Raw genomic sequence first — 17,829 nt, 5'->3', positions numbered from 1 at the left:
GCCGATGACCGACGACATCCTCGCCCGCTACGAACGCGACCGGCAGCTGCTGCTGGAGGCCAACGGCGGCTACGACATCACCGCCCAGCATGACGCCTGCGGCGTGGGGCTGGTCTGCGCCATCGACGGCAAGCCGCGCCGCGAGGTGGTGGAGCTGGCCATCCGGGCGCTGAAGGCCGTCTGGCACCGGGGCGCGGTGGACGCCGACGGCAAGACCGGCGACGGCGCGGGGGTGCTGGTCTCGGTCCCGCAGGACTTCTTCGCCGCCCACGTCGAGCGCATCGGCCACGTGGTGCGGCCGGGCCCCATCGCCGTGGGCCAGGTGTTCCTGCCGCGCGTGGACCTGGGCGCCCAGGAGGCGGCCCGGACCATCGTGGAGTCCGAGGTGCTGCGCTTCGGCTTCTACATCTACGGCTGGCGGCAGGTGCCCACCGACACCTCGGTGATCGGCGAGAAGGCCAACGCCACCCGGCCCGAGATCGAGCAGATCATGCTCTCGCCCCCCAAGGGCATGGACGGCGAGGCGCTGGAGCGGGCGCTGTTCCTCTGCCGCAAGCGGATCGAGAAGCGGGTCGCCCAGGCAAACATCCAGCACTTCTACATCTGCTCCCTGTCGGCCCGGGCCCTGATCTACAAGGGCATGTTCCTGGCCGAGAGCATCGACGCCTTCTATCCCGACCTGACCGACCCGCGGTTCCAGGCGGCGGTGGCGATCTTCCACCAGCGCTATTCCACCAACACCTTCCCGGAATGGCGGCTGGCCCAGCCGTTCCGGATGCTGGCCCACAACGGCGAGATCAACACGCTGAAGGGCAACGTCAACTGGATGAAGAGCCACGAGATCCGCATGGCGGCCTCGGCGTTCGGCGACTACCAGGACGACATCAAGCCGGTGATCCAGCCCGGCGTCTCGGACTCCGCGGCCCTGGACAACACCTTCGAGGTGCTGGTCCGCGCGGGCCGCGACGCGCCCATGGCCAAGGCGCTGCTGATCCCGGAGGCGTGGAACACCCGCTCGGCCGAGCAGATGAAGCCGGCCCACCGGGCGCTCTACTCCTACTGCAACGCCGTCATGGAGCCGTGGGACGGCCCGGCGGCGATCTGCGCCAGCGACGGCCGCTGGGTGGTGGCCGGCAAGGACCGCAACGGCCTGCGCCCCCTGCGCGTGGCCCAGACGTCGGACGGCCTGCTGATCGTGGGCTCCGAGGCCGGCATGTGCCGGGTCGAGGAGAGCCGCATCGTGCGCAAGGCGCACATCGAGCCCGGCCGAATGCTCGCGATCGACCTGGTGGAGGGCCGGCTCTACGACGAAGAGGGCATCCTCGACCGGCTGGCCGCCCAGCACCCCTATGACCGCTGGCTCGGCAACATGGTGGATCTGGAGGAGAAGATCGGCCCCGGGCCGGAACCGCGCCTCTATGGCCGTGAGGAACTGGTGCGCCGCCAGGCCGCGGCCGGCATCACGCTCGAGGACCTGGAGCTGATTCTGGCCCCCATGGTGGAGGACGCGAAGGAAGCCGTCGGTTCGATGGGCGATGACACGCCGCTGGCGGTGCTGTCCGACGGCTACCGTCCCTTAAGCCACTTCTTCCGCCAGAACTTCAGCCAGGTGACCAACCCGCCCATCGACTCCCTGCGCGAGACGGCGGTGATGAGCCTGAAGACCCGGTTCAAGAACCTGGGCAACATCCTGGCCGAGAACGAGACCCAGGCCGACGTCTTCGTGATGGAAAGCCCGGTGCTGACCAACGGGATGTACAACCGGGTGGTCGAGGAGATCGGCGAGAAGAACGTCGCGCTGGTCGACTGCACCATGCCGATCCCGGCGGCCGACGCGCGGCCGGGCGATGCGCTGCGGGCCAACCTGGACCGCATCCGCGCCGAGGCCGAGGAGGCCGCGCTACGCGGCTGTTCCACCATCGTGCTCAGCGACATGGCGACGGGCGCCGACCGCGTGGCCCTGCCGATGATCCTGGCCACCGGCGGGGTGCATGCCTGGCTGGTGGGCAAGGGCCTGCGCTCGTACGTGTCGATCATCGTCCGCTCGGCCGAGTGCCTGGACACCCATGCCTATGCCGTCCTGGTGGGCGTGGGCGCGACAGCCGTGAACGCCTACCTGGCCCAGGAAAGCTATGTGGACCGGCTGGAGCGCGGCCTGACGGGCGAGCTGACGCTGCGCGACCTGTGCCTGAACCACAAGAAGGCGATCGAGGGCGGCCTGCTCAAGATCATCTCGAAGATGGGGATCTCGGTGATCTCCTCGTACCGCGGCGGCTACAACTTCGAAGCCGTCGGCCTGTCGCGCAGCCTGGTGGCCGAGTTCTTCCCCGGCATGCCCTCGCGCATCTCAGGCATCGGCCTGGCGGGCCTGGAGGCCAAGGCGGTCGAACTGCACCGCAAGGCCTGGGATCCGGCGGCGGTCAGCCTGCCCGTGGGCGGCTTCTACAAGGCGCGGCGCTCGGGCGAGGCCCACGCCTTCGAGGCGCGGATGATCCACACCCTCCAGCGCGCCTGCGATACCGGCGACTACCAGATCTACAAGCGCTTCGCGGACGGCATGCGCACCCTGCCGGCCATCCAACTCCGGGACCTACTGGACATCCGCCCCGACGCCAAGCCGGCGCCGCTGGAGGACGTCGAGAGCGTCAACGAGATCCGCAAGCGCTTCCTGACGCCGGGCATGAGCCTGGGGGCCCTGGGGCCCGAGGCGCATGGGGTGCTGAACATCGCCATGAACCGGATCGGCGCGAAGAGCGTCTCGGGCGAAGGGGGCGAGGATCGCAGCCGGTATCGCCCGCTGCCCAACGGCGACAATCCCAACTCGGCGGTGAAGCAGATCGCCTCGGGCCGGTTCGGCGTGACCGCCGAGTACCTGAACCAGTGCCGCGAGATCGAGATCAAGGTCAGCCAGGGCGCCAAGCCGGGCGAAGGCGGACAGCTGCCCGGGTTCAAGGTGACGGAGCTGATCGCCAAGCTGCGCCACGCGACGCCGGGGGTGATGCTGATCAGCCCGCCGCCGCACCACGACATCTATTCGATCGAGGACCTGGCGCAGCTCATCTACGACCTGAAGCAGATCAATCCCGACGCCCGGGTGACGGTGAAGCTGGTGTCGATGACCGGCATCGGCGCCATCGCCGCCGGCGTGGCCAAGGCCAAGGCGGACGTGATCCTGATCTCGGGCAACGTCGGGGGCACCGGCGCCTCGCCCCAGACCTCGATCAAGTACGCGGGCGGACCGTGGGAGATGGGCCTGTCCGAGGCCCACCAGGTGCTGACGCTGAACAACCTGCGCCACTTCGTGCGGCTGCGGGCGGACGGCGGCATCCGCACGGGCCGCGACGTGGTGATCGCGGCCATGCTGGGCGCCGAGGAGTTCGGGATCGGCACGGCCAGCCTGATCGCCATGGGCTGCATCATGGTGCGCCAGTGCCACTCCAACACCTGTCCGGTGGGGGTCTGCACCCAGGACGAGGCCTTGCGCGCCAAGTTCACCGGCACGCCCGAGAAGGTGATCAACCTCTTCACCTTCATCGCCGAGGAGGTGCGCGAGATCCTGGCCCGGATCGGCGCCCGCTCGCTGCAGGACGTGGTCGGCCGCACCGACCTGCTCATGCAGGTGAGCCGCGGCGGCGAGCACCTGGACGACCTGGACCTCAACCCGTTGCTGGTGAGGGCCGACCCCGGCGCCAACAAGCCTTATTGCACTGTGGCCGGGCGCAACGAGGTGCCCGACACGCTGGACGCCCAGATCGTCCGCGACGCCGCCCCGTTGCTGGAGCGCGGCGAGAAGATGCAGCTCACCTACACGGTGCAGAACACGGCCCGCGCCATCGGGACGCGGACGTCCTCGCACATGGTGCGCAAGTTCGGCCTGGACGGCCTGCAACCCGGCCACCTGACGGTGCAGCTCAAAGGCTCGGCGGGGCAGAGTCTGGGCGCCTTCGCGGTGCAGGGCCTGCGGCTGGAGGTGACCGGCGAGGCCAACGACTACGTGGGCAAGGGGCTTTCGGGCGCCACCATCGTGATCCGGCCCGCCCCGCAACTGGCCCAGCCGCACCGCAACGCCATCATCGGCAACACGGTGCTGTACGGGGCGACTTCGGGGCGGCTGTTCGCGGCGGGCTTGGCGGGTGAGCGGTTCGGCGTGCGGAACTCGGGGGCCACCGCGGTCATCGAGGGCTGCGGGGCGAACGGGCTGGAGTACATGACCGGCGGGACGGCGGTGATCCTGGGGCCGGTGGGCTTCAACTTCGCGGCCGGCATGACCGGCGGCATGGCGTTCGTCTACGACCCGAAGGACACCTTCCACCGGGTGCTGAACGCGGAGAGCGTGGTCACCTGCCGGCCCGGCAGCGCCCACTGGCAGGGCGTGCTGACGGCGCTGGTGGAGGAGCACCACCGCGAGACGGGCTCGGCCCTGGCCGGCGACCTACTGCGCAACTGGGACGTGGCCGTCGGGCGGTTCTGGCAGGTGTGCCCGAAGGAGATGGTCGGGCGGCTCGATCACGCGCTGGAGGCCGAAGAGCGGGTGCACGAGCGGGCTTGAGTGGGTCCCTCCCTTAATGGGGAGGGACAGACCGCGAGGCGGTCAGGGTGGGGAAGTCGGAGCCCTGGCTCTGACCTCCGCGCCTGATCCATACCGCCCCACCCTGCGCGCTGCGCGCGCTGTCCCTCCCCATTAAGGGAGGGACGGTTCAGGCTCCGGCCCCACGTACCTGGCCCTCGGCCGGATCAGCGAATCGGTCTGGCCCTGTTCGATGGCGTGGGCGATCCAGCCGGCGCAGCGGGCGACGCTGAAGAGGGCGAAGGGGGCGTCCGGGGGAAGCCGGAGCGCCTGGCTGGCGGCGATCAGGGTGAAGTCGACGTTGGGATCGAGGCCGGTGACCGCCTTCACCGCCGTCTGCAGTTTCGCGAGTTCGGGCGGCGGGGCGAAGCGGTCCAGCAGTGCGGCGGCCCGGGGATCGCCGTCGGGATAGAGGTTGTGGCCGAAGCCCGGCAAGGCGCGGTCGTCGGTGAGGCGGCCGGCGATGGCCTCGCGCGGGCCCATCTGGGCCGCTTCGGCGGCGAACTTGAGCACCGCGGCGGTGGCGCCGCCGTGGCGCGGGCCGGACAGGGTGGCGAGCCCGGCCAAGGCGGCCGCCGCCAGGGAGGCCCCCGTGGAGGCCGCGACCCGGGCGGCGAAGGCCGAGGCGTTGAGCTCGTGGTCGGCCACCAGCACCAGGATGCGGCGGATCAGGTCGGCGCCGGGACCGCCCGGCCCCTGCCCCCAGGCCAGGGCCAGTCTGTTGTGGATGGCGCCGCCGCCCACCTCGCCGGCGATGGCGTCGGTCAGGACGTCCAGCAGGGTCGCCGCCTCCACGGCCAGGGCCAGGGGCGCTCGGCCTCGCGCAGGCGGATCGACCGCGGCCCGCAGCGCCAGGGCCAGGTAGCCCCGTGTCCGCATGTCGGGCCCGGCGGGCGGTGGGGGCCGGTCGGTGCGCTTGAGCGCCGCGCCGTGGCCGCCGCGCAGGAGGCGGGCCACCGACTCCAGCGTCTCGGTGTCGGCAAGGCGGATGGCGTCGCGCCCCCGATAGTAGAGCCGCCCGCCGCTGACGGTGGTGATGGCGGAGGCCAGGACCGGCTCGCCCCAGGAGATGGCGCCGGCCGCCACGTCGGAGATCTTGCGGCTGCGGGACTTGCGCTCGGCCAGGGCGGCGATGTCGGCGGCGCGGTAGAGGCTGCGGCGCGGGTCGCCGGGGTCGGGGCGTACGCTGACCCGCCCCCGGCTGACGTAGGCGTAGAGGGTCTGGGGGCGCACGTTCAGGCGGGCCTGGGCCTCTTCGGCGGGGATCCAGTCGGGGGACGGCATATATTGATCATATTGATCAATCTTGATCTTTCAACCGCGGAGGCATTTCTAAGGGCCGGAACGCGAATTGGAGACCTGAGATGTCCGATGGATTGGAAGGCGTCGTCGCCGCCGAAACGGTGCTGAGCGAGGTGGACGGCGCCAACGGGCGGCTGATCATCCGGGGCCGATCGCTGGACGAGCTGGCCGGGCAAACGACCTTCGAGGACGCGGTGGGCCTGCTGTTCGGCGGCTTCTACCGTGACCTGCCGGCCGACGTCTGGGCGGCGCTGGGCCGGGCGCGAGCCGAGGTGTTCGCCGAGGTCTCGGCGCTGGACACCGGATTGCTGGACCGGACACCCATAGAGGCCATGCGCGCCCTGACCGCCCGGCTGGCCGACGGCGACGATGTGCGCACGGCCTTCCGCCTCCTGGCGGCGCCGGCGGTGTTCACGGCCGCCGTGGTCCGCGCCCAGGCGGGCGAGGCGCCGGTGGAGCCGGACCCATCCCTTCGCCACAGCGTCGACATCCTGCGCATGCTGCGGGGCGCACACCCCTCCAAGGCCGAGGCCGACGCGCTGGACACCTACCTCGTCACAGTCAGCGACCATGGGCTGAACGCCTCGACCTTCGCCGCGCGGGTCGTCGCCTCCACGCGGGCGGGCCTCACCTCGGCGGTGCTCGCGGGGGTCAGTGCGCTGAAGGGGCCGCTGCACGGCGGCGCGCCGGGGCCGGTGATCGAGATGCTGGACGAGATCGGCGAGCCCGCGAACGCCCGGGCCTGGATTGAGGCGGCCCTGGCCCGGGGGGACCGGCTGATGGGCTTCGGCCACCGGATCTACAAGGTGCGCGACCCCCGCGCCGACGCGCTGAAGACCGCGGTCCGGTGGCTGGACGCGCGGCAGGGCCGGCTGGAGTTCGCCGAGGCGGTGGAGGCCGCGGCCCTGGCGATCCTGCGCGAGCACAAGCCGGACCGGTCGCTGGAGACCAACGTCGAATTCTATACGGCGCTGCTGCTGGAGGCGCTCGACTTCCCGCCCAGCGCCTTCACCTGCGTCTTCGCCATGGGTCGGGTGGCCGGCTGGCTGGCCCACGCACGCGAACAGCTCGCCGGGGGACGGCTGATCCGGCCGGCCAGCGTCTATGTGGGGCCAATGCCCCGCAAGGCGGCCTGAGCCCTGCGAGTCGTTAGCGCTGGCGGCGCGCATCGCCGGCGCTAACTAGGGGGCCATGGCCGCGCCTGCCCGCCTCACCCCCGCCGAGACCGCCGTCCTGACCCGGCGGGTGACAATGCTGTCGGTGGCGACGGCGGCGGTGCTCGTGGTGATCAAGCTGGCGGCCTGGATCGCCTCGGACTCTACGGCGATGCTGGCGTCCATGGCCGACTCCGGGCTGGACCTGGTGGCCTCGCTGGCGACCGCCTTCGCGGTCCGCTACGCCGTGGCGCCGCCGGACGCCGAGCACCGGTTCGGGCACGGCAAGGCCGAGGCCTTCGCCAGTCTGCTGCAGGCCGGGCTGGTGTTCGCCTCCGCCGCCCTGATCGCGCGCGAGGCGGTAGGCGATTTCATGGAACCACACCCGCTGCGGCAAGAGGGCTGGGCGGTGGCGGTGATGGCGGTCTCGACCTTGCTGACGGGCGTGCTGATCACGGCCCAGACCCGCGTGCTGCGCAAGACCGCGTCGGTCGCCGTCTCCGGGGATCGCGCCCACTATGCGACGGACCTGGCGTCCAACCTGATCGCCCTGGCGGGGATCGCCGCCTCGGCCTGGCTGGGCATCAACGGGCTGGACGCGGCGGCGGCGCTGGTGATCGCCGCCCTGCTGCTGTGGGGCGCAGTCGGGGTGTTCCGCGAGGCGGCAGGCCAGCTGATGGACCGCGAGCTGCCGGATGCGGAGCGGGCCCAGATCGTGGCCCTAGCGACGGAGGACCCGCGGCTTACCGACGTGCACCAGCTGCGGACACGCGCCTCCGGTCCCTACGTCCACATCCAGATGCATGCCGACCTCGACCCGCAACTGACCCTCGAGGCGGCGCATGCGGTGATCGTGGCTGCGGAGAAGCGGATCCTCGCCGCCTTTCCGGCCGCGGACATCATCATCCACGCCGATCCGCGCGGCCGGGCGGAACCGCATGGCGGCGCATTCGCTGAAACCCCAGGCCCTTCAACGCAGTAAACGCGCCCTTAAGATCGAGGTCGTCTGTTGGCCTCCTACCGATTCGCGTATGAGGCGCGGCCCTTTCCGTACATACTGACATGACCGTCGAACGCACCCTCCACCACTTCCCGCTCGACCCGGCCTCGCGCCAGGTGCGCCTGGCGCTGGGCGAGAAGCGGCTGCCGTTCGCGGACGTGCAGGTGCGCTACTGGGAGCGGCCGCGCGAGCTGACCAAGATGAACCCGTCGGGCATGGTGCCGGTGCTGGTGGAGGCCGAAGCCGGACGCGCGCCGCTGGTGCTGTGCGAGCCGCTGGCCATCGTGGGCCACCTGGAGGACGCCTATCCCGACCCGCCGCTGCTGGCGCCGGACCCCGCCGAGCGGGCCGAGGCGCGGCGGCTGGTCACCTGGTTCGAGCGCAAGTTCGAGTTCGAGGCCTCGGGCTACATCCTGCACGAGAAGATCGAGAAGCGGCTCCTGGGCCTGGGGGCGCCGGAGCTGGCGAACCTGCGCCAGGGCAAGGAGGCGCTGAAGAACCACCTCTTCATGCTGGACGATCTCCTGCAGGCGCGGGAGTGGCTGGCGGGCAAGCGGCTGTCGCTGGCCGACTTCGCGGCGGCGGCGCATTTCTCGGTGATCGACTATTTCGGCGACATGCCGTGGCGCGAGTTCCCGGCCGTGAAGACGTGGTACATGAAGCTGAAGTCCCGGCCGGCGTTCCGGCCGCTGCTCAACGACCGCTGGCCGGGCCTGCACCCGGCCGGGCACTATGACGACCTCGACTTCTGACGCGCCCGAAGACCTGATCCGCGCCGAGGCGGCGGCGCTCGGCTTCGACCTCTGCCGCTTCACCGACATCGACGAGGCCTGGCCGGCGGCGGAGCGGCTGGAGGCGTTCGTGGGCGCGGGCCGGCACGGCGAGATGGCCTGGATGGCCGAGACGCTGGAGCGGCGCCGGCATCCGCGGGCCATGTGGGACGGCGCCCGCTCGGCCGTCGTGCTGGGCGTGAATTACGGCCCGGGCCACGATCCCCTGGCGGTGCTGGCCCAGCCGGACCGCGGCGCGATCAGCGTCTACGCCCAGGGCGACGACTACCACGAGGTGATCAAGGCGCGGCTGAAGGCGCTGGCGCGCTGGATGGTGGCCCGGGTCGGCGGCGAGCTGAAGGTGTTCGTCGACACCGCGCCTCTGCTGGAGAAACCGCTGGCGGCGCGGGCGGGCCTGGGCTGGCAGGGCAAGCACACCAACCTGGTCAGCCGCGAGTATGGCTCCTGGCTGTTCCTGGGCTCGATCCTGACGACGCTGGAGCTCGCGCCCGACCCGTTGGAGACGGCCGGCTGCGGGACCTGCCAGGCCTGCCTCGATGTCTGCCCGACGAACGCCTTCCCGGCGCCCTACCAGCTGGATGCCCGGCGCTGCATCTCGTATCTGACCATCGAGCTGAAGGGGCCGATCCCGCGCGAATTCCGGCCCGCGCTCGGCAACCGGATCTACGGCTGCGACGACTGCCTGGCGGTCTGCCCGTGGAACAAGTTCGCGCAAGCTGGACGCGAACAGAAACTGGCGGCGCGGGAGGCCCTGACGGCGCCCTCGCTGGCCGAGCTGGCCCGGTTGGACGATGCGGCGTTCCGGGCGCTGTTCTCCAAGAACCCGGTGAAGCGGATTGGCCGCGATCGCTTCGTCCGCAACGTGCTGTACGCCATCGGGAACAGCGGCGATCCGGCGCTCGCCGCGGAGGCCACGCGCCTGTTGGACGATCCCTCGCCGCTGGTGCGCGGGGCCGCCGTCTGGGCGCTGTGCCGGCTGGTGGACCCGGCGAGCTTTGCAGCGCTGCGGGCGGGCCGGGCCGGCGCGGAGGCCGATCCCGACGTCGCCCAAGAGTGGGCCGCCTAGAAGGCGACGGGGCCGAGGTCCTTCAGGCGCGGCAGCTTGGTGTCCTTGTCGGAAAGGAGCGGCTCGCCGTCCAGGGGCCAGGGGATGCCCAGGTCCGGGTCGTTCCAGATGACACCGCCCTCGTCGCCCGGCGAATAGGGCGCGTCGACCTTGTAGAAGATCTCGCACTCGGCGGTCAGGGTGCAGTAGCCGTGGGCGAACCCGCGCGGCACCCAGAGCTGCTCGCCGCCCTCGGCCGTCAGCTCGGCGCTGACCCACCGGCCGTAGGTGGCCGAGCCCGGCCGCACGTCCACCGCCACGTCGAAGATCGCGCCCCGCAGCGCCCGGATCAGCTTGCCCTGGGCGTTCGGCGATTTCTGGAAGTGCAGGCCGCGGATGATGCCCTTGGTCGAGCTGAAGGCCTGGTTGTCCTGCACGAACGTCGTGTCGGCCACGGTGCCGGCCAGGGCCTTCTGGCTCCACGTCTCGGAGAACCAGCCCCGCGCATCGCCATGGCGCTTCGGCGTGATAAGCAGGACGTCGGGGATGGCGAGCGGCGTGATCGTCATGGGCTTCCGGATCGTGTGGGATGTAGCTGTCGCATGGCGCAGCAGGACGACGAAGACAAGGCCGAACACCCGCCGCAGGTGACCGTCTGCGTGATCGCCTACAACTCGGGGCCGACCCTGCGCACCTGCCTGCAGCGGCTGGGCGCCCAGACGTTCCGCGATTTCGAAGCCCTGGTGATCGACAACGATTCGCCCGATCCGGGCGACGCGGCGATCGCGGCCGAGTTCCCGTGGGTGCGGCTGATCCGCAATACGGAGAACCTGGGCTTCACCGGCGCCGGCAACCAGGGCGCCCGGGAGGGGCGCGGCCGCTGGTACGTGCTGCTCAACCCGGACGCCTACGCGGAGCCCGACTGGCTGGCGAAGCTGGTCGAGGCGGCCGGGCGGCATCCGCAGGTCGCCTCCTTCACCTCGCGCCAGATGGTGGAGGGCGAGCCCGGGCTGCTGGACGGGCTGGGCGATGTGATGAGCATCACCGGCATCCCCTATCGCGGCGGCTATCTCAATCCCGACCAGGGCCAGGCGCGGGAGGGCGAGGTGTTCAGCCCGTGCGGCGCGGCGATGATGATCGACCGCCAGCTGTTCCTGGAGCTGGGCGGGTTCGACGAGGACTTCTTCTGCTACGGCGAGGACGTGGACCTGGGCTATCGCCTGCAGCTTGCCGGTGAGCCGACCCTGCTGGTCCCGGACGCCACCATCCACCACGTGGGCTCGGCCTCGTCGGGCGGGCGCAAGTCGGAGTTCGCGGTGTTCCACGGCACGCGCAACCGCTTCTGGGTGCTGTTCAAGAACACGCCGGCCTTGCTGCTGCCGCTGGTGGTCCCGCTGCACCTGGCGTCGCTGGTGCTGATCTACCTGAAGAAGGACAACCGCCCCCACATCCGGCTGATCCTGCGCGCGGTGGCGGCGGCGTTCGCGGGGGCGCCGAAGATGTTCCGCAGCCGCGCCGCGGTTCAGCGCCGGCGCAAGGCGGGCCTGGGCGAAATCTCCCGCGCCATGACCTGGAACCCCCGGGACCTCTCGGGCCGCCGCCCGGTAATCCGGCCGCTCAGGGCGCTTCGCTAGCCCATTCGATCAGTCGCCGCATGAAGAGGGCGCCGCGCTGCATCTGGGCGATCTCGACGAACTCGTCGGGCTGGTGGGCCTGATCGATGGAGCCCGGGCCGCAGATCACGGTCGAGAACCCGGCCTGCTGGAACTGGCCGGCCTCGGCGGCGAAGGCGACCACGCGGGGCGGCCCGTTGTCGCCAGCCATGCGGCGAGCGAAGGCCTCGGCGGCGCCGTCCGGTTCGGGTTGGAATGGCGGCACATTGGTGCGCAGCTCGACCACAACGCCGGCCTCGGGCGCGCGGGCCTTCAGGGCGCGGTCCAGCTCGGCGGCCTCGGCCAGGAACGGCGCCACGATCTCTTCCGGCGTGCGCGGGCCGGGCGAGCGGACGTCGAACACGAAGGTGCATTCGCGGGCGATGATGTTGTGCGCCGTGCCCCCGCTGACCATGCCGATGGTCAAGGTGGGTCCCTTGGGTGTGAAGGGCGAGGCGGGGTCGGCCTCGTCCCACAGGCGCGCCGAGAGCTGGTTCAGCGAGCTCATCAGCTTGACCGCCTCCATCACCGCCGACACGCCCAGGTGCGGCTGGCTGGAGTGGCACTCGCGGCCGGCGACGGTGACGTGGAAGGTGGCGATGCCCTTGTGGCCATTCACCGCCTCCATGTTGGTGGGCTCGCCGACCACCACCACCGCCGGCGGCGGCAGTTCGCGCCGGATGACCGCGATCATGCTAGGCGCGCCAAGACAGCCGATCTCCTCGTCGTAGGAGAAGGCCAGATGGACGGGCTTCTTCGCCGTCTTGGCGAGCTCCGGCGCGGCGGCGAGGGCGAGGGCCAGGAAGCCCTTCATGTCGCAGGTTCCGCGGCCGTAGAGGCGCTCGCCCTTCTCCGTCAGCTCGAACGGGTTGCTGGTCCAGGGCTGGCCGTCGACCGGCACCACGTCGGTGTGGCCGGACAGCACGACGCCACCGGCGATGACCGGGCCGATGGTGGCCATCAGGTTCGACTTGGAGCCGTCCGCGTTCGGTACTCGTCGGTGCGGGACGCCGAGGCCGCCCAAATAGCCCTCGACCCATTCGACCAGTTCGAGGTTCGAGCCGCGGGAAGTGGTGTCGAAGGCGACGAGTCGGGCCAGCAGGTCCCGGGCGGCGGGGTAGAGATCAGCGCTCATCGCCTAGGCATAGACCGGCAATCTCCGGCCTCACACCCCCGGCGCGCGGAAAGGACTCAGCCCTGCTGGATTCGCCCCGGGCCGGGCAGGACGTCGATCAGCTCGATCTTGAAGATCAGCGGCGAGCCGGGCGGGATCTGGCCGGCCGCGTCATTGCCGTAGCCCAGGTTCGAGGGAACGTAGAGGATCCACTCGTCGCCCGGGCGCATGAGCTGGAGGGCCTCCTGCCAGCCGGGGATCAGGCCCCGCAGCGGCATGGCGGCGGGCTGGCCGCGCTCGTACGAGCTGTCGAAGACCGAGCCGTCCTCCAGCTTGCCCTCGTAGTGGACCTTCACCTCGTCGGAGAGCTGGGGCTTCAGGCCCGTCTCGGGGCCCGAGCGCACCACCTTGTAGGCGAGGCCGGACGGCAGGACCTTCACGCCGGCTTCCTTGGCGGTCTTGTCCATGAACGCCTTGCTGGCGGCGGATTGTTCGGTCGGCGGCGCGGCGGCCGCGTCCTTGCCGGCCTTGGGCTGGCAAGCGGTAAGGGCCAGGGCGGCGGCCAGGAGGATCAGGGTGCGCTTCATCAGATCAGGTCCTCAGACGACGCGCGGCGGGTAGCCGCGTTCCCGCAGGGCGTCCATCACCTCCTGGGTGTGCTGGGCGTCGCGGGTCTCGATCATCACGTCGAACTCGGCGCCCTTGGCCGGCACGTCCAGCGCCAGGCGGTTGTGCGCCACCTCGATGATGTTGGCGCCCATCTGGCCGATGATCGCCGAAACGTTGGCCAGCAGGCCGGGGCGATCGTCGCCGATTATGCGCAGGCTGACGATGCGGCTCTCGCGCACCAGCTCGCGCGTCAGCACCGACGCCAGCAGGCGGGTGTCGATGTTGCCGCCGGTGATCACCAGGCCGCACTTCTTGCCGCGGAACCGCTCCGGATAGGCCAGCAGCGCCGCCAGCGAGGCCGCGCCGGCGCCCTCCACCACGGTCTTTTCGACATTGCAGTAGAGCGCGATGCCCCGCTCGAAGAACGGCTCCTCGATCAGCAGCACGTCGTCCAGCAACGGCCGGGCCACGGCATAGCTGAGGTCCCCCACGGCCTTGACGGCGATGCCCTCGGCGATGGTGGCGCCGCCGCCGCTCTGGGCCATCTGGACGCCGCGCATCTTGGCGGTGAACGAGGGGAACATGGCCGGCTCCAGGCCAATCACCTGGATGTCCTGCTTCAGGTGCTTGGCGGCCGTGGCCATGCCCGCGATGAGGCCGCCGCCGCCGATGGGGACCGGCAGGATCTCCAGGTCCGGCACGTCCTCCAGCATCTCCAGGGCCACGGTGCCCTGCCCGGCCATGACGTCCTCGTCGTTGAACGGGTGGACGAAGGTGAGTTCGCGCTCGTCGCAGAGCTTGCGGGCGGTGGCCGAGGCCTCATCGTAGCCGTCGCCGTCGATCACCACCTCGGCACCGTGGGCGCGGGTCTGCTGGACCTTCACGAAGGGCGTGCCCTTGGGCATGACGATGGTCACGGGGATGCCCAGCCGGGCGGCGTGATAGGCCAGCCCCTGGCTGTGGTTGCCGGCCGAGGCGGCGATCACGCCCCGCGAGCGCACGTTCTCGCCCAGCTGCAGCAGCTTGTTGAGCGCGCCGCGCTCCTTGTAGGCCGCCGTGAACTGGAGGTTCTCGAACTTCACCCAGACCTGGGCGCCGGTGATTTCGGACAGGGTCTTGGAGAAGCGGCACGGCGTGCGCTCGATATGACCCTTGAGCCGCGCTTGTGCGGCAAGGATGTCGTCGAAGGCGAGGGTCATGGGCGCGGCCGGCTGTTCGGAAAGGCGCGCAACCTAACGACGGCGAGGCTCTGCCGCAATGCAGCGGAGCCGGATGGCCTTGCCCCGCGACCATAGGCCCGGAATCAGGCTTTCTGGAAACCCGCCCTGCCCGCCAGCCGGTATGATCGCCCCCGTGCCCGATCCCCTCGCCCGACCCGCCCTGTTCCTCGACCGCGACGGCGTGCTCAACGAGGACCGCGGGTACGTCTATCGCTGGGAGGATTTCCGCTGGATCCCCGGCGCCCGCGAGACGGTGGCGACGTTCAACCGGGCCGGCTGGCTGGTGATCGTGGTGACCAACCAGTCCGGGGTCGGCCGCGGCTACTATTCCGAGGACGACATGCACGCCCTGCACGCGCGGATGCAGGCCGACCTGGCCGAGGTCGGCGGGCGCATCGACGCCTTCTATCACGCGCCCCAGCACCCCGAGGCGCCGGTGGAGGCCTATCGCCACCCCGACCCGCCGCTGCGCAAGCCGAACCCGGGAATGATCCTGCAGGCGCTGCAGGACTGGCCGATCGATGCGGAGGCCTCGCTGCTGGTCGGCGACAAGCCCTCCGACTTGGAGGCGGCCTTGCGGGCCGGCGTGCGGGCGGTGTTGTTCGAGGGCGGGGACCTCAAGGCCTTCCTGGCGAAGGAAGACCTGCTGCCCTGAGGGCCGTCGGTCAGCGGCCCTCCATCTGGACCAGCAGCCGTTCCAGGGCGTCCAGCTCGTCGGCCTCGCCCGGCGGCTTGTCCCAGCGGATGCGGCTGATGCGGGGAAAGCGCATGGCGACGCCCGACTTGTGCCGGGTCGAGCGCTGCAGGCCCTCGAAGGCGACCTCGAACACCAGGCCCTTGTGGGGCTCGGCGCGCACCGAGCGCACCGGGCCGAACCGCTCGACGGTGTTGTCGCGAACGAACTTGTCGATCTGCCGCAGCTCCTCGTCGGTAAAGCCGAAATAGGCCTTGCCCACGGGCGTCAGCGCCCGCTGGCCGAGCTCGTCCGCGTTCCAGACGCCGAAGGTGTAGTCCGAGTAGTAGCTGGACCGCTTTCCGTGGCCGCGCTGGGCGTACATCAGGACCGCGTCGATCAGGAACGGGTCGCGCTTCCACTTGAACCACGGCCCCTTGGGCCGGCCGGCGACGTAGGGCGCGTCCCACCGTTTCAGCATCAGGCCTTCGGCGACCTGGGGATCGCCCTCCGGCGGGGCGGCGCGCAGGTCGGCGACCTCGGCCCAGGTCTGGAACGGCTGCATGGGCGACAGGTCGATGCGCGGGCTGGCCTGGCGCGCCACGAAGGCCTCGAGCCGCCGGCGCCGTTCGGTGAGCGGCAGGCCGCGGGTGTCATCGGGGCCGTCCTGCAGCAGGTCGTAGGCGCGGATCGCGGCCGGATAGGCGGCCATCAGCTTGGCATCCACCGTCTTGCGGTTCAGCCGCTGCTGCAGGTCGGCGAAGGGCGCGACCCGGCCGTCGCGGATCACCAGCAGCTCCCCGTCGATCACCCCCTCGTCGTCGAGGGCGTCCAGGACGTCGGGAAAGGTGCGGGAGATGTCGTCCCCGGTGCGGGTGTAGAGTCGGCGCAGGCCGCCCTCGTGCGCCGCCTGCACCCGGATGCCGTCCCACTTCCACTCGGCAGCGTAGTCGACCGGGTCCAGCTTGGCGAAGTCCACCGCCTCGTCGATGGCCTGGGCCAGCATCACGGGCCGGAAGCGCGCCGGATTCTCCGCGGACGGCTTGTCCGAGCGGCCTTCCAGCCAGGCGAACAGGTCCTCGTACGGAGGATGCAGGGCGTGCCACAGCTCCTCGATCTCGGCCGGATCGACGCCGCCCATCTCCGCGGCCGCGCGCTTGGCGAGGCGGGCGGTCAGGCCCACGCGCAGGGCCCCCGTCATCAGCTTCAGCAGGGCCCAGCGCTCGCGCGGTTCGCGCATGGCGTCCAGCCAACCCTCGATCAGCCGCTGTACCTCCGGCCGGGTGGCGGTGCGCAGGGCCTCGATCACCTCGCTGAGCTCCGGCTCGCGGTTCGCGCCGGGCCGCGCGGGCCAGACCAGCGAGACGGCCTCGGCCAGGTCGCCCACGTAATCGTAGCTCCAGCGGAAGAGCTGCGGATCCATCCGCTCTTCCACCGCCTTGCGGATGAAGGCGGGCTTGGCGGCGTCGAAGCTGAGTTCGCCGGTCAGGGCCGCCAGAGCCCAGCCGCGGTCCGGGTCGGGCGTGTCGCGCAGGTAGTCGCGCACCATCGTCAACTTGGCGTTCCGCGAGGACGTCAGCGACAGGCGGTCGAGCAGTTCGGCGAAGGCGCGCACCGGCCCTACTCCTCCTCGTCTTCGTAGCCCACGAGGGCTAGGGCGCGGGCCGGGATGTCGTGCAGGCTGGCCCAGCGGGCCAGGGCCTCCTCGCGGCCGTGGGTGATCCAGAGCTCTCCCGGGCGCAGTTCATCGATCGTGGCGGTCAGCTCGTCCCAGTCGGCGTGGTCGGAGATCACCAGAGGGAGCTCCACGCCCTTCTGGCGGGCGCGGGCGCGGATCTGCATCCAGCCGGAGGCGAAGGCGGCGACGGGCTCGGGGAACCGGCGGCTCCAGCGGTCCTGCATGGCCGAGGGTGGGGCGACGATGATCTGGCCGGCGAACTCGGCCTTCTTGGCCGTGGTGGCCGGGGCCAGCGGGCCCAGGTCGATGCCGTGGCGCTCATAGAGGGCGTTCAGCCGCTCCAGCGCGCCGTGGACGTAGATTGTCCGGTCCCAGCCGGCCTCGCGCAGCAGGCGGATGATCCGCTGGGCCTTGCCCAGGGCATAGGCGCCGACGATGTGGCTGCGCTCCGGGAACTGGGCGACCGAGCGCAGCAGGCGGGCGACCTCCTCGCGGTCGTCGGGGTGGCGGAACACCGGCAGGCCGAACGTCGCCTCCGAGATGAAGACGTCGCAGGGGACGGGCTCGAACGGCGGGCATGTCGGGTCCCGGCGACGCTTGTAGTCCCCGCTGACGACCATGGTCAGGCCCTTCCATCGCACCACCGCCTGGGCGGATCCCAGAACGTGGCCGGCGGGGACCAGCGTCACCTCCACCTCGTCGCGGGCGATAGCCTCGCCGTAGGCGGCCGGCTGTCTGGCCTGAGCGAAGTCCGCCCCGTAGCGCTCACCCATGATGTCCAGGGTCTGCGGCGTCGCCAGTACGGCCCCATGGCCGGCGCGGGCGTGGTCGGCGTGGCCGTGGGTGATCACCGCCCGGTCCACCGGGCGCACGGGGTCGATGTAGAAGTCGCCGGGCGCGCAGTAGAGGCCCTCGGGCTTGGGGCAGAGAAGGTCCTGGGGCCGGATCATCGCTGTTCAATGTAGGGGCGCGGCGAAGGCTCCGCCCAGACCCTGGATCATTGACTTCCCCGCCCGTCAGTCCC

The 17,829-nt window shown here is 70.9% G+C and carries 14 protein-coding genes; 7 read left to right on the top strand and 7 right to left on the bottom strand.

Features of this window, described 5'->3' with window-relative positions:
* Window positions 1-4 precede the first annotated feature (4 nt).
* Window positions 5-4,549, top strand: a complete 4,545-nt coding sequence (gene gltB, locus A2790_RS11255; RefSeq protein WP_293391328.1) for a glutamate synthase large subunit — start codon at window positions 5-7, stop codon at window positions 4,547-4,549.
* Between the two features lie 132 nt (window positions 4,550-4,681).
* On the opposite strand, the gene A2790_RS11250 is transcribed toward gltB, so the two are convergent.
* Window positions 4,682-5,851, bottom strand: a complete 1,170-nt coding sequence (locus tag A2790_RS11250; RefSeq protein WP_293391325.1) for a citrate synthase — start codon at window positions 5,849-5,851, stop codon at window positions 4,682-4,684.
* A gap of 80 nt (window positions 5,852-5,931) precedes the next feature.
* Here A2790_RS11250 and A2790_RS11245 point away from each other — a divergent pair, with 80 nt between their 5' ends.
* The 4 genes from A2790_RS11245 (at window position 5,932) to queG (ending at window position 9,880) form a co-directional block, all read left to right on the top strand.
* A complete protein-coding gene (locus tag A2790_RS11245) occupies window positions 5,932-7,005 on the top strand; it encodes a citrate synthase/methylcitrate synthase (RefSeq protein ID WP_293391322.1) in 1,074 nt (357 codons plus the stop codon).
* A gap of 55 nt (window positions 7,006-7,060) precedes the next feature.
* A complete protein-coding gene (locus A2790_RS11240) occupies window positions 7,061-8,005 on the top strand; it encodes a cation diffusion facilitator family transporter (RefSeq protein ID WP_293391319.1) in 945 nt (314 codons plus the stop codon).
* Between the two features lie 80 nt (window positions 8,006-8,085).
* On the top strand, window positions 8,086-8,775 hold the full coding sequence (locus tag A2790_RS11235) for a glutathione S-transferase family protein (RefSeq protein WP_293391316.1): 690 nt from the start codon (window positions 8,086-8,088) through the stop codon (window positions 8,773-8,775).
* Window positions 8,756-9,880, top strand: a complete 1,125-nt coding sequence (gene queG / locus A2790_RS11230; RefSeq protein ID WP_293391313.1) for a tRNA epoxyqueuosine(34) reductase QueG — start codon at window positions 8,756-8,758, stop codon at window positions 9,878-9,880. Before A2790_RS11235 ends, queG begins: the two co-directional genes overlap by 20 nt.
* Here the strand turns inward: queG and rfbC are convergent.
* Window positions 9,877-10,428, bottom strand: a complete 552-nt coding sequence (gene rfbC, locus A2790_RS11225; RefSeq protein ID WP_293391310.1) for a dTDP-4-dehydrorhamnose 3,5-epimerase — start codon at window positions 10,426-10,428, stop codon at window positions 9,877-9,879. The two genes, queG and rfbC, sit on opposite strands and share 4 nt — an antisense overlap.
* Before the next feature lie 33 nt (window positions 10,429-10,461).
* Here rfbC and A2790_RS11220 point away from each other — a divergent pair, with 33 nt between their 5' ends.
* On the top strand, window positions 10,462-11,493 hold the full coding sequence (locus A2790_RS11220; RefSeq protein WP_293391307.1) for a glycosyltransferase family 2 protein: 1,032 nt from the start codon (window positions 10,462-10,464) through the stop codon (window positions 11,491-11,493).
* On the opposite strand, the gene argE is transcribed toward A2790_RS11220, so the two are convergent.
* The 3 genes from argE to A2790_RS11205 are packed head-to-tail and all read right to left on the bottom strand — an operon-like array spanning window position 11,477 to window position 14,433.
* On the bottom strand, window positions 11,477-12,646 hold the full coding sequence (gene argE, locus A2790_RS11215; protein WP_293391304.1) for an acetylornithine deacetylase: 1,170 nt from the start codon (window positions 12,644-12,646) through the stop codon (window positions 11,477-11,479). The two genes, A2790_RS11220 and argE, sit on opposite strands and share 17 nt — an antisense overlap.
* A 56-nt stretch (window positions 12,647-12,702) precedes the next feature.
* Window positions 12,703-13,212 carry an FKBP-type peptidyl-prolyl cis-trans isomerase gene (locus tag A2790_RS11210; RefSeq protein WP_293391301.1) on the bottom strand — a complete coding sequence of 170 codons (510 nt, stop codon included), beginning with the start codon at window positions 13,210-13,212 and terminating at the stop codon, window positions 12,703-12,705.
* Between the two features lie 12 nt (window positions 13,213-13,224).
* A complete protein-coding gene (locus A2790_RS11205; RefSeq protein ID WP_293391298.1) occupies window positions 13,225-14,433 on the bottom strand; it encodes a threonine ammonia-lyase in 1,209 nt (402 codons plus the stop codon).
* Between the two features lie 154 nt (window positions 14,434-14,587).
* Between A2790_RS11205 and A2790_RS11200 the strand changes: the two genes are divergently transcribed.
* Complete coding sequence (locus A2790_RS11200) at window positions 14,588-15,109, top strand: HAD family hydrolase (RefSeq protein WP_363080787.1); 522 nt, start codon at window positions 14,588-14,590, stop codon at window positions 15,107-15,109.
* 10 nt (window positions 15,110-15,119) lie between these two features.
* Here the strand turns inward: A2790_RS11200 and A2790_RS11195 are convergent, their stop codons facing one another.
* Window positions 15,120-16,742: a cisplatin damage response ATP-dependent DNA ligase gene (locus A2790_RS11195; protein WP_293391292.1), complete on the bottom strand. Its 1,623-nt coding sequence runs from the start codon at window positions 16,740-16,742 to the stop codon at window positions 15,120-15,122.
* 5 nt (window positions 16,743-16,747) lie between these two features.
* Window positions 16,748-17,755: a ligase-associated DNA damage response exonuclease gene (locus tag A2790_RS11190; protein WP_293391289.1), complete on the bottom strand. Its 1,008-nt coding sequence runs from the start codon at window positions 17,753-17,755 to the stop codon at window positions 16,748-16,750.
* Window positions 17,756-17,829: the final 74 nt, after the last annotated feature.

This window comes from Phenylobacterium sp. RIFCSPHIGHO2_01_FULL_69_31, assembly GCF_001824475.1.
Classification (GTDB): Bacteria; Pseudomonadota; Alphaproteobacteria; order Caulobacterales; family Caulobacteraceae; genus Phenylobacterium.
This window is presented reverse-complemented; position numbering and strand designations above follow the sequence as displayed.